This window comes from Brevibacillus gelatini (assembly GCF_050920745.1).
GTDB classification, from domain to species: domain Bacteria; phylum Bacillota; class Bacilli; order Brevibacillales; family Brevibacillaceae; genus Brevibacillus; species Brevibacillus gelatini.
This window is the reverse complement of record NZ_CP154342.1, coordinates 1692100-1705000: the sequence shown is the minus strand read 5'-3', so window position 1 is coordinate 1705000 and position 12901 is coordinate 1692100. Positions and strand designations below refer to the sequence as shown.

Below are 12901 nucleotides of genomic sequence, written 5' to 3'. Positions count from 1 at the left end.
GGAAACGATGCTGGCAGGAGCACATAAGGCTCGACCCAAACATCGACCCAAAAAGGCCTCTGCTGGCTACGCGGCGAAATGCCACGAGCAGCAGAGGCCTTTTCTTTTCATCAGGAGGTGTACGTCAGGACCTGAACGCCATTCTTGCTTTGCAGCTTCAAGGCAGGGTGCTTTTGCAAATAAGGTGCCAGCTCCACATACTCTTTTTCCCCGATAGCAGGGTCTTTCAGCAAGTGCGACAAAATGGCGGCCCTGATTTGCAATCCGCCTGCTCCTTGCTTGAACAGCGGCTCCACTGTAGGGAACGGAACGCCGTTGATTACCGTATCGCCATCCTCATCGCTCAATTCCCAGTGGCTAACGTTCAAGGAATGGAGAGCTTCGACAACTTGTGCGCCGTAATCCTCTACCACAATATCCGGTGTGAGTCCGACGTGATTGACGACTGTATGCTTGGGCGTGAAATACTCGTTTAGCGTCAGCTTCAGTGCATCTCCCTCCGACAGCGGGATGACTTGCTGCGCGCTTCCTTTTCCATACGTCTTGGTGCCAATCAGCTTGGCAATGCCGTGATCGCGCAAGGCGCCAGACAAAAGCTCAGAGGCGGAGGCTGTTCCTCCGTTTACCAAAATCCGTACGGGGATGCCGATGTCTCGCCCATTTCTGACCCATGTTTCCACTTCTACCCCGTTGCGGTTCGTCGTGTACATAAGCAGACCGTCTTCCATGAACAGACTGGCAATATCCCGTGCAGTCGCCAAATATCCGCCACCGTTGTCGCGCAAATCAAGCACAAGCCCTTTCAACGGTTTTGGGGAGCGAGCGAATTCCTGCAGCTTGTCGCGCATTTGCAAAGCGCCCTCTGAACCGAATGTTTCGAGGCTGATATAGCCAATCGTCCCATCGGAAAACAACTGCCCTTCCGCTTCGGGCAGCGTCATCATCGCCCGTTTCAGCTTGACCTGCAGCTCACGCTTTTCAGCAGGACGATAAACGGTCAGGACCGCTTCCGTTCCTTCCGCCCCCTTCAAGTAGGCGTAGGCTTCCTCGAAGGTTTTGTCTACCAGCGAAACCTCATTGATCTTTTGCAACTGGTCCCCCCGCTTCAGGACAGAGGCCGCAGCCGGAGAACCGGGAATGATTTCGCGAATTATCAAATGGTCGTTTTGCATCCGCAGACGAAAGCCGAACCCGACGAACTGATTCTCCACATCGGACTGGAACAGCCGCAGCTCGTCCGCTGTAAAAAAGACGCTGTGCGGATCATCAAGGGTCGAGAGCATCCCGTCAATGGCCCAGACGTTTATCGAAGCCGCATCGAACCCGCCTCTTCCTTGCCACTCCGCAAGCCGTTGCACCAGCTCTTCCCATGTGTCGTCCTCAGGAGAGACGGCAAGCTGCAGCTTTTTGCGTTCCTTTGCCTGCTCGCTGACCGCTTGCAGCGCCCCTTTTACCAGCTGCGCCTCTTGCGGCTTGCTCAGATGGCTTTCCATGACGTGCCAGAACACTTCCTCTGTTTTCTCGTACGGATTTTCTGCTGCCTGGACTGGTGCTTGCCACACCGATACGGCCAACAGGGCAGCCGCTAGCCATTGACTAAACCGCTTCATGGAGTCACCCCTTTTCGCACTTCGTCAGGAATCGATAGTTTCACACTGGCAGTATACTCGTACTGATCCGTACCGGAATACGCAACATATTCATCACTTTGGTAAATCTCTTCATAGCGCCACGTATGCTTGACAATGCGATCGCTGGCCCGGTCAATGTAATACTTGTTTATGAACAGCGGCACACTTTTGACTTTACCGCGATCAAGCATCAGCGAGGCGGATTTTTCTTCGAGAGCGGCACCCGGTATCCACTCCGTGATGACATCAATCTCCCCGAACGATTGCTTGAAGTAGCGGGCACGCAAGCCCTTGGCACGTTCCGTTACCGGAAGGGCGTTGACCCATTCATGCAAAAAGTCGAGCTTGTCAGTCTTGTACTGCTCCCATTTTTGCGTTTCAGAGTCGTACGAGTATTGAATCTTTTTGCGACCGTCTGTATAGGTAGCCAGCTTGTCGGATACCAGCTTTTGCGGCGATTGGTAAAATCCGTTCAGCTTGCTGACCTGGCTGCGCTGGTCAACCTCCTGCGTATACTTGAAGGTGAACCCGCTGAGCACCGCTTCGCCTTTTACCTGATAGGAATCCGCATTGTCCAGACGGCGCAGCGAATAGCCAAGGTCGCTGACAATCGCAGCTTGCTCCTGCAAGGAAGCCATCTCCTGCTTCAAAAGCTTGCTGAGCTGCACCATCCGGCTGTCAGCAGCATTTGGCTTGACTGTCGCAAGCAGTGCTTCCGCTTCTTTCAGGCGTCCGTCCTGATACAAATAATAGCAGGCGTTGAGCAATGCTTCCGGGTTTGTCGTGGCGAACTGCCTGTAGCGGTTCATCGCTTTTTCCGCCTGTCCGCTCCTGATCTCCAGAGCACCAAGGTAGATGGCCAGCGCTTCCCACTCTTTGGACTCCGGCTTGACTTTTGGCTCGTAGGTACTCAAGCGCTCCAGCACCTTCGCGAACTGCTGCGGGTCACTTGCCCCGAGCTGCAGCGCCAGATCGTACACATTTGCGCTCAGCAGCCGCAGCGTATCGGGATCGATTACCTTGGTTGCAAAATAAGCGTCGATCGCCCGTATCGCTTCATCGAGGTTGGCGGAAATCTCTGTCTCCGGGTCCCAGCTCAGGTAATAATGCAGTCCGATCCGGTTGTCAAACGAGGTTTCCAACAACTTGCGCAGCACCCGAAACGTCTGCTCCGAGTCTTCGTGATTGCGAATCGCATCCACGGCTTCCACATATGCCTTTTCCTCTGTCGTTTTCCAAATCGTGTAGGTTGCAAAATAAGGGAAAAGATCCTCAATCTCCGGAACCATCGGAAACTTTTGACCATCGTAGTCCAACAGTGGCAGAATCGTGTCTTGCACCAGGTACGTAATCATGCGATCTGCTGCTGCTGCCGCTTCTCCCCGCTTCAACTTGTCTCCCCGATCGCCTTCCAGCCAGCCCCAAGCCTTGACTTCTTCCCACGCTTTTTCACTGTCCGTCGACATGGTGAACATCTGCATGAGCTTCGCCGCTTCTTCCTGGGTGATCGGCTGGTTCGGGTTCATTTTCTCTCCGGGAAAAATCTCCTGGATGGCATTGGGACCGTACAGTCTGTCCAAAACAACCGACACGCGCAGCGTCGGGTAGTACATCCAGGTCAGACGGTCGACATCTTTATACGGAAGGTATGGCTCTTCAAAGCCTTCTCCTTTTGACCATTCGGCATGCTCGGATAAAAACGTCAGCGGATACAGTTGGTACTGCCCGCCGTTGTACAAACGATCAATCATCGCGACAAATTCAGCGCGGGTCATCTCCCGATTCGGATAAAACAGCGGAGCATCCGTGCCTGCTGCAAACAGCCCGGCCTGAACAGCGCGAACAATGGATGCTCTCGCCCAGTGCTGACTAATGTCTTTGTAGGGCAGAAAGCCCCCGGCCGCCACGGCGACGCCAGGGGTGAACAAGGCGGCGACAAGCAATCCGCCAGTGAGCGTTCGAATTAGTTTTTGCACACAAAATCCTCCTACCATTCAACTGGACGGCAACGGCTCTGTTTGCCGAGGTTTTCCTTACACAAATTGAAACGGATCCGTGTGCACTTGAGAGGCAATGACTTCAGTTTCGTAGCCGTTTGCTTTCAATTGCTCCAGCAAGTATTCCGCCAGTTTTTGCTTCATGATCTTTTCGATATTGTGTCCGGCATCGATGATGGAAAGCCCGTCAGCCTGCGCATCGTGGGCGGTATGATAGCCAATATCTCCTGTCAGGAAAACGTCTGCGCCCTGGAAGACCGCTTTGGAAACAAACGAGCTTCCGTCCCCGCCGACAACCGCTACTTTTTTGACTGCCGCATCCAGATCGCCTACGACGCGAAGCCCTTGCAGGGAAAAGCGCTCCTTGACCAGTTCTGCCAATTCCCGCAGCGTCATCGGGGCAGGCAAATAACCGATGCGTCCGATCCCGTACGCCTTGCCGGACTGCTCCAGGCTGATCATATCGTAGGCAACCTCTTCGTACGGATGGGCCGCAAGCATCGCTTTCAGCACAGCCGTTTGTCTGGAAGCAGGAACGACCATTTCGATGCGGACTTCCTCGACCGTCTCCAGCTTGCCTTGTGAGCCGATATGCGGATTGGTTCCTTCGCCCGGCAAAAAGGTGCCCGTCCCCTCTACCTGGAAGGAGCAGTGGCTGTAGTTGCCGACATGCCCGGCCCCCGCCTCAGCCATGGCCTGGAAAACGGCATCCTTGTGCGTGGACGGTACGAAGACGACGAGCTTTTTCCACGCTTCTCGCTGCAGCACATCGAGCACGTCTACATCGACAAGCCCGATCGCTTCTGCCAGCCAGTCATTCATGCCCCCTACTGCGACATCCAGATTCGTATGGGCGGTATAGACGGCAATGTCATGCTTTAGCAGCTTTTCAAAAACGCGCCCTGCCGGCAAATCGGTCCGCAGGTGCTTGAGCGGGCGATAAATGACCGCGTGGTGCGCGACGATCAGGTCAACACCTTCCGCAATCGCCTCGTCCACTACAGGCTCCAGCACATCAAGTGCGACCATGACTTTTTTTACTTTCTTTTGCAGCGTCCCGACATGCAGGCCGATTTTGTCACCTTCCATCGCCAAAGCTTTTGGCGCCAAACGCTCTACGTACTGAATTACTGTTTGTCCGTGCGCAAGCATGCAATCACCTCATCGATCCATTTTACTTCTTGTTCGATCTCCGCAATTCGCCGGGCAGCTTCCGGCTTGTCCGACCGTTGCAGCTGTCCCAGCACCTTTTGCCATTTTTCAGCTTCATTGCTCCATTTTTCCAGAAGAACTGCTGATTTTTCTTCCCAAAGGAACGGACCAATCCTCAGGAGATCTTCTTGCGGACGATCTTTGTTTTCATAAGGGACAGTGGGAACGCCCCGTTCTGCCACCAAAATTTCGTAAATAATGCCGTCTTCCTTCAAAATCGTTTCGGCTGTCAATTGCCAGCCCTGGTTCAACAGCCAGCGGCGCACTGCCTCTTCCCCGACATTTGGTTGCAGAATCAGGCGCTGTACTCCTTCCAGTTTGGGCTTGCCTTCCTCCAAAATGGTGACGATCAGCTGTCCGCCCATTCCCGCGATGCAGACAACGTCAGCTTCACCCGGCTCCAGCACGGCAAGACCGTTTCCTTTTCTGACAGACGCGCGGTCTTTTGCCTGCAAGGTATGTATTTGCTTTTTCGCCGCCTGATAAGGGCCTTCGTTCAACTCGCCGGCAATGACGAACGAAGCGATTCCTTTCACAAGCAAATAAGAAGCCAACAACGCATGATCCGACCCGATGTCGGCGACGCGGGCTCCTTCTGGACAGTAGCGGGCAATCGTTTGCAGCCGCTTGGAAATCGTTAATGATGTCATCTGTTTGTTCACCTTCCGTTGCTTCTATTCTACCCTATTTACCAGCAATTGCGAAATGCAAATTACTTGACAGCAACCGCGCAAAGAACGACAAAATCCTCGCTGAACGGGCAGCGAGGATTCCAAATGTTCAAAAAGTTGTCAGCAGCCGATTTCCCTTGCGATGACGTTGCGCAAAATTTCCGAGGTGCCTTCGCCGATTTCCAACAGACGCGCATCGCGGAAAAAGCGTTCCACCTGGTATTCGCGCATATAGCCGTAACCCCCATGGATTTGAATCGCCTGATGGGTGGCAGACATCGCAACTTCCGAAGCGTACAGCTTTGCCATCGCTGCTTCTTTGGTGAATTTGCGTCCGTGATCCTTGAGCCAGGCTGCCTTGTACACCATCGTCCGAGCCAGCTCAATCTGCATGGCCATGTCAGCCAGCTTGTGCTGAATCGCCTGGAAGCGGCTTAACGAATTGCCAAAGGCTGTCCGTTGCTTGGCGTATTGCAGCGCCTTGTCGTAAGCAGCCTGTGCGATTCCCACTGCCATCGCCCCGATGCCGATGCGTCCGCCATCGAGCGTAATCAGAAACTGCTTGAAGCCTTCGCCGCGTTTTCCGAGCATGTTTTCTTCCGGCACGCGGACATTTTCCAGGATCAGCTCTGTCGTATTGGAGCTGTGCAAGCCGAGCTTTTCATAATTGGCCAGCACACTGAAGCCCGGCGAATCGGTCGGGACGATAAAGGCGGAAATTCCTCTCGATCCCTTGTCTTTGTCCGTGACAGCGGTCAATGCCAGAAACGACGCGTAAGATGCGTTCGTAATAAAACATTTGGAGCCGTTGATAACCCACTCCTGGTCGGTCCAGACAGCCGTCGTCTTCGTACCGCCTGCATCCGAACCGGCGTTTGGTTCCGTCAGACCGAATGCCCCAAAGCTTTCACCGGAACAGATTTTGCTCAAGTATTTGCGCTTTTGCTCTTCCGTACCGAAGAGGTGAATCGGAGCGCCACCGAGTGAAATGTGCGCCGAGTACGTGATGCCCGTCGAGCCGCAGGCACGGCTGAGTTCTTCAACGACAATGGCAAAGCTGGTCGTGTCAGATCCGCCGCCGCCGTACTCTTCCGGAAAAGGCAAGCCCATCAGATTGAGATCGCTCATCTGCTTGAATATTTCGACAGGAAATTGCTTGGTGCGGTCCCGTTCATCCGCGCCAGGCGCCACGACCTCATCGGCAAACTCCCGCATCATTTTTTTGAGCATTTGCTGTTCAACCGTCAAATCAAAGTTCATGGTTAGCTACCCCCTTGAAAGCGCTTTAGTTTAGAAACGACAAGACATGCAGTATTATGACTGAGCGTTTGTTCAGAATACTGCTTCCATTATACACCACGAAAGGCTGGATTGTATCTTTTTCCGAAAAAAAAACACGCCTATCGTTGGCGTGCTCCTGTGAGGATCGCTCCCAAAAAAGCGAGAGCGCCCAATATGTATCCGATGTAGTATGTTTCGACTCCCATCAACTGAGCAGCCGTCTCTCCCCCCAGGAAGACGGCTGCCAGCAGGATGCCGATCAATACCTTCCATTTGCTATCCATTTTCCTCACCTCAATCTCTCTTTGCTCATTGTAACAAATCGGGCAGGCGAACAAAATGGGGCTGCCTTACAGTCTGAGCCATGTGTACCAGTAGCCGCGCGTAAAAAAGAACAACGCAGATGCTAAAAACACCTTGATGAACAGAAGCAACTGGATGATGTCTCTTTTCGCCTGGGCAATATACAGCGCCTGGATCTCCGCGCCAAAAAAGGAGATGAGTCCGCACACCGCGAAAACCCCTGCCCACTTCGGATTGCCATTGTGCATTAAAAAGCCGAGTCCGGTCAGCAGGCATGCGAGCGGTACCCAGTACAGCTCCGATTTCCACCACGCATAGTCCTCCCCTACTCGCTGCACCGTCGCAAATCCGTACAAAATCGCCAGGCCGAGCATCCCGCAATAAAGCAAGTAGGCGTATCCAAACAGGAAGGCACTTGCGCACAACAGCAGGCAAATGAAGCCCAAATACAAGAGGACTAGCGGCATGGAGCCGTTCAGCTTCTGAATGCAATACATTCCTCCCGCAATCAGCAGAATAAAGGAAAGCATGAGAAACAAATGCGTCAATGGCGGGGAGTGACGGCGAAAGCCGAATCCCAGAATGTAGAAAACAAGAGCGAAACAGGCAAAGATGGCAATTTGCATTGGGGTCGTAAAACGGTTAAAATGAAAAGCAAGTAAGATCAAACCAGCGATTACAAAGGCGCCAAGGAGCCAGGTCATTACCATTTTGCCCGTAATCGGGGCCACTTGTCTGGTTGCGTAGCCGTAAGCGGTCGATGCTGACGAGTTGCTTGTCGAAACCCCTGCTCCTGCTCCCGCTCCAAACGTCGCATCCGTTCGCTTCCCTTCTCCCCTGCCTGCGGATGCCGTAGGACTCGTATTTGGCCGATCCCCTTCTGTATACAGGTTTAACAGGAAAATGCAGTAATGTTCAGGCAGCAGGTGATTGCGCCGCCAGTTTTCGATTTCGGCTATGATGGTTCGCTTGCGCTGGTCGTCCAACCCGGCCCCTCCTTACTCGTGACAGGAAATGATATGGAAAATGAAAAGCCTACGTCGGCTAAAACGTAGGCCTCATACACCTTATATCGGCTATTCCAGGAAATCTTTTAAGCGTTTGCTTCTGCTCGGATGACGAAGTTTTCGCAGCGCTTTTGCTTCGATCTGACGAATGCGCTCACGCGTTACGCCAAACACTTTGCCAACTTCCTCCAACGTGCGCGTACGGCCGTCATCGAGACCAAAGCGCAGGCGAAGGACGTTTTCTTCCCGATCCGTCAAAGTGTCCAGTACGTCTTCGAGCTGCTCTTTCAAAAGCTCATACGCCGCAGCATCCGAAGGTTCCAGCGCGTCCTGATCTTCGATGAAATCGCCCAGGTGGGAGTCGTCTTCTTCCCCGATTGGCGTCTCCAACGAAACAGGCTCTTGCGCAATCTTCATGATTTCTCGAACCTTTTCCGGGGTCAGATCCATTTTTTCCGCGATTTCCTCCGGCATCGGCTCGCGTCCCAGTTCCTGGAGAAGCTGTCTGGAGACACGAATCAGCTTGTTGATCGTTTCCACCATATGCACCGGAATCCGAATGGTCCGCGCCTGGTCGGCAATTGCACGAGTAATCGCCTGGCGAATCCACCATGTCGCGTACGTACTGAACTTGTAGCCTTTGCGGTAGTCAAACTTTTCCACCGCTTTAATCAGACCCATGTTTCCTTCCTGAATCAGATCGAGGAACAGCATGCCGCGGCCTACATAACGCTTGGCAATGGATACAACCAGTCGCAGGTTGGCCTCAGCCAGTCTTCTTTTCGCTTCCTCATCACCCTGTTCAATCCGCTGGGCCAGCTTAATCTCCTCTTCAGCGGAGAGCAGAGGAACACGACCAATTTCTTTCAAGTACATCCGTACAGGGTCATTGATCTTAATTCCAGGTGGAACGGAGAGATCGTCAAAGTCGAATTCTTCGTGGTCCTCATCCTTCATAATCATTTCGTCGACTTCATCGTCGTCATGTTCGTTGTTGTTGATCTCGATACCTTGATCGCCCAGGTACTCAAAAAACTCATCCATCTGATCCGAATCCTGCTCAAATCCTGCCAGACGATCCGTAATTTCCTTGTACGACAAAACGCCGCGTTTCTTGCCTAATTCGACCAACTGTTCCTTCACTTGTTCAATGGACATTGCTTCCATGTCAGAAGTGATGTTTTGCTTGTTCATCTACTTTCCCTCCTTCCCCGGGAATGATCTGAAGCTACCCTTCTTTTAAAGCATTTTCCAATTCAAGAATCTTCATCCCTGTTAAGGCAGCTTGAATTTCCAGTTGTTTGCGCGCATCCTCGCTGTCCGCTGCGGCCGCTTGGAGGTGTAAGCTCCGCTGCTCTTCGCGCAATCGTTCCAACTCGGCACGCTTCGGGTAGTTATTCACTTGTTTGATGTAGTCACCGATCTCTAAATCGGATACGTCTTCCTTGCACTCCATCATGGCCAATCCCGAGGCTAATTGCTTTAACAAATCGTCTTGCACGTAATGGATGAACCCTCCAGGGTCTTCCGGGTTTCCCTCTGCGTAGTAGGCGTACAGGTAGGCTGCCAGCGCGGCGTGTTCGTCCACCTGAAAGTGGGCGCTGCATTCCTCCTGGACGCGGGCGGCTATCTCCTGATTCCGCATCATGTAGTACAACAGCATGCGCTCAGCCGTGTAGTAAGCAGGCGGCAGTGTTTTCGCAAGCGTAACTTTGCCATTATTTATACTATTATTCCATCCTTGCGACACTTTATCCCTTTGCTGCTCACTTTTTTGCTGTTTGTAAACGCGCTTGGACTCCCACTTGAGATCACTGAGTGACAGGGAGTATTCATCCGCCAATTGCCGCAAATACATATCCCGTTCGACCGGGCTTTTCAGCTCGTTGATGATTTCCACGGCCTTGGCAATCAACCGGGCCTTGTCCGTTTCATCATGTATTACGATCTGGCTTCGCAAATGTTTCAGGCGAAAAGCAGTAATCGGCATCGCCTGCAACAAAACCTGCTGCGAAAAGGCTTCAACCCCGTGCTGGCGTATGTATTCATCGGGGTCGACTCCCTGCGGCAAAGGAGCTACCCGAACGATGAGACCCGCCTGCTGCAATATGCGGCTCGCCTTGCTGGTCGCCTCCTGGCCAGCATGATCTCCGTCATAGCAAAGCACAACCGAATCGACATTGCGCCGAATCATTTTGGCCTGCTGCTCGGTCAGAGCGGTGCCCAGCGTGGCGATTCCTTGGGGAAAACCCGCCTGCCATGCCGATATGACATCGACATACCCCTCAAACAACAATGCCTGCTTCCTCTTTCTAATATACGGACGGGCACGGTGAAGGTTGAACAGGGTGGCGCTTTTGTTAAACAAAAGGCTTTCCGGGCTGTTTAGATACTTGGGTTGAGACTTCGGCTTTGAGCCGTCCAACAGGCGGCCGCCGAATCCGATGACATTTCCCTGGGTGTCGTGGATCGGGAACATGATCCGTCCCCGAAAGCGATCGAACACTTTGCCCCCATCGTTTTTCGCCAAGAGTCCGGCCTCCACCATCAGCTCCTGGGAAAACTGCCGTTTGGCTAAAAACTGCGTCACAAAATCCCAGGAGTCGGGCGCAAAGCCGATCTGAAACTCGGCAATCGTCTGCCTGGACACTCCGCGCCGTTCGAGGTACTTCATCGCCTCCACGCCATATGGCGTCTCCGTCAGCACGTAGTGGTACAGCTGTGACACAAGCTGATGCGCTTTTTGCATGGCTTGCTTGGCGCGTTTTTCAGGAGATTCCTCTGCCTGGTGTGTCTGGGGCATTGCGATTCCGGCTCGCTCCGCCAATTTGTGCAGTGCCTCCGGGAACGTCAACTGCTCCATTTTCATTAAAAAGGAAAAGACATCCCCGCCTGCTCCGCAGCCAAAGCAATGAAAAAACTGTCGCTCTGCATTCACATTGAAGGAAGGGCTCTTTTCAGAGTGAAACGGACATAGACCGAGAAAGGCACGACCGCTTTTTCTCAGTTGAACGTACTCTCCTACAACGTCTATGATGTCGACAGCGGCACGCACTTGATTCACAAAATCATCTGAAGTGGGACCAGTCATGTCTTTCCACCTTTTTAGGAGAATCGCACGATGAGATTATTTAGTTCGTCAAAATTCGTCAAATTCCTTCTTCGTCTAAAACTTCTTTTCTTCTTTTCTACTTTTCCACATTTCCGCGAGCAATAAACGCTGTTGCGCTCCATGTATGAAAAGCTTTCGCTACTCGTTTTCTACAAAAGTCGCCAAGTTCCTTCTTTTGGCCTATTTCCTTGCATCGCGGAGTTTGTTTTTGCGAATCATCTCCAGGATGATGTTGGCTGTTTCCTCCACAGCCTTGTTTGACACGTCGATGACCATACAGCCCAGCCGGTCAATAATCCGCTTGGAGTAGGCCAGCTCTTCCGCAATCCGGTCGAGATTGGCGTAATTGGCTTGCGCCGTCAAGCCGAGCGCTTTCAACCGTTCGGTGCGGATGCCGTTCAACTGCTCCGGATTGATGGTCAGCCCGACACAGCGCTCTGGCGGCAATTGGAACAACTCTTCCGGCGGCTCCACCTCGGGGACGAGCGGGACGTTCGCTACCTTCAGTCGCTTGTTTGCCAAATACATGGAAAGCGGAGTCTTGGAGGTGCGCGATACCCCGATCAGCACCACGTCTGCACGCAAAAGTCCGCGCGGATCACGCCCGTCATCGTATTTGACGGCAAACTCGATGGCGTCCACCTTGCGGAAGTATTCCTCGTCCAGCCGACGAACCAGCCCCGGCTTGCCTGTCGGCGGCTCCTTGAGCATGCCCTGCAGTGTTTGCATAAGCGGTCCCATCACATCAATCGCGGGGATGCCGTGCAGGGCTGCTTGCTGGGTAATGTAAGCGTTCAGTTCGGGGATGACCAGCGTAAAGACGATCATCGCTTTCGATTCCTTGGCGGAGGCGATAATTTCGTCGATGGATTCCTTGTCTTCTATGTAGGGATACTTTTGCACATCAAACAAAAAACGGTCAAATTGGCTGGCTCCAGCGCGAACGACCAGCTCGGCCGTTTCGCCGATGGAGTCCGACACCACGTAGATGAGCTGCCCTTGTTGTTTACCTTGCATCCATTTTCCTCCTACACTTTCGGCTCGCTGCCCAGTTCTACAAATGCTTTGGCGATCGTCGTTTTCGTTACCCGTCCCACCAGCTCCATCTGCTTCGGATCTTCGTCACTGGCGCGTACAACAGGCAAAGAGTCGATCTGGAAATCGATCAGCTTCTTCGCTGCCGCATACAAGGTTTCCTCCGGCCCACAAGTGATGATATTCGGCATCCGCGACATGATGATGCTGACGGGTACATCCTCCAGCGACTTGTTGCCCAGCGACGCGCGCAAAAGATCCTTGCGTGAGATGACGCCAGCCAAATACCCTTTTTGATTGACAACGAACAACGTCCCGACATCCTCCAGAAAGAGGGTAACGATTGCATCGTAAGCGGAGGCGGACTCGGAAACTACGATTGGCACAGCCTTGTAGTCATTGACAATAAGCTTGTGAAGCCGTTCACTAATGACGGAGCTTGCAGGTCGGCCAGCATAAAAATACCCGACCCGAGGTCTGGCTTCTAAATAACCCGACATGGTGAGGATGGAAAGATCAGGGCGCAACGTAGCGCGAGTCAGATTGAGGCGCTCGGCGATATGCTCCCCTGTAATCGGTCCGTCATCCTTCACTATCTGTAAGATTTGCTCTTGACGCTTGGTAAGCTCGATGACCAATCACCCCGGTTCTG

11 protein-coding genes are annotated in these 12901 nt (G+C 52.9%); all 11 read right to left on the bottom strand.

Annotated features, from left to right (window positions below):
* Positions 1-110: 110 nt before the first annotated feature.
* Positions 111-1610 (bottom strand): S41 family peptidase, encoded by a 1500-nt coding sequence (locus AAFJ72_RS08425; protein ID WP_432776742.1) that lies wholly within the window; start codon positions 1608-1610, stop codon positions 111-113.
* Entirely contained in the window at positions 1607-3607 is a 2001-nt protein-coding gene (locus tag AAFJ72_RS08420; RefSeq protein WP_432776741.1) for an S-layer homology domain-containing protein, read from the bottom strand. The genes AAFJ72_RS08425 and AAFJ72_RS08420 overlap by 4 nt, the downstream gene beginning before the upstream one ends.
* Positions 3608-3664: 57 nt before the next feature.
* Positions 3665-4780 (bottom strand): Nif3-like dinuclear metal center hexameric protein, encoded by a 1116-nt coding sequence (locus tag AAFJ72_RS08415; RefSeq protein WP_432776740.1) that lies wholly within the window; start codon positions 4778-4780, stop codon positions 3665-3667.
* Positions 4756-5490, bottom strand: a complete 735-nt coding sequence (locus AAFJ72_RS08410; protein WP_432776739.1) for a tRNA (adenine(22)-N(1))-methyltransferase — start codon at positions 5488-5490, stop codon at positions 4756-4758. Before AAFJ72_RS08410 ends, AAFJ72_RS08415 begins: the two co-directional genes overlap by 25 nt.
* Positions 5491-5631: 141 nt before the next feature.
* Positions 5632-6771 (bottom strand): acyl-CoA dehydrogenase, encoded by a 1140-nt coding sequence (locus tag AAFJ72_RS08405; RefSeq protein ID WP_432776738.1) that lies wholly within the window; start codon positions 6769-6771, stop codon positions 5632-5634.
* Between the two features lie 140 nt (positions 6772-6911).
* Positions 6912-7076, bottom strand: a complete 165-nt coding sequence (locus tag AAFJ72_RS08400; protein WP_170163421.1) for a hypothetical protein — start codon at positions 7074-7076, stop codon at positions 6912-6914.
* Positions 7077-7142: 66 nt separating this feature from the next.
* Positions 7143-8081, bottom strand: coding sequence for a hypothetical protein (locus AAFJ72_RS08395; RefSeq protein ID WP_432776737.1), 939 nt, complete (start codon positions 8079-8081; stop codon positions 7143-7145).
* A gap of 90 nt (positions 8082-8171) precedes the next feature.
* A complete protein-coding gene (rpoD, locus tag AAFJ72_RS08390; protein WP_122904582.1) occupies positions 8172-9296 on the bottom strand; it encodes an RNA polymerase sigma factor RpoD in 1125 nt (374 codons plus the stop codon).
* A 34-nt stretch (positions 9297-9330) separates the two neighbouring features.
* Positions 9331-11193, bottom strand: a complete 1863-nt coding sequence (gene dnaG / locus AAFJ72_RS08385; protein ID WP_432776736.1) for a DNA primase — start codon at positions 11191-11193, stop codon at positions 9331-9333.
* Between the two features lie 201 nt (positions 11194-11394).
* Positions 11395-12231, bottom strand: coding sequence for a pyruvate, water dikinase regulatory protein (locus AAFJ72_RS08380; protein ID WP_122904584.1), 837 nt, complete (start codon positions 12229-12231; stop codon positions 11395-11397).
* An 11-nt stretch (positions 12232-12242) separates the two neighbouring features.
* On the bottom strand, positions 12243-12887 hold the full coding sequence (locus AAFJ72_RS08375; protein WP_432776735.1) for a helix-turn-helix transcriptional regulator: 645 nt from the start codon (positions 12885-12887) through the stop codon (positions 12243-12245).
* Positions 12888-12901: the final 14 nt, after the last annotated feature.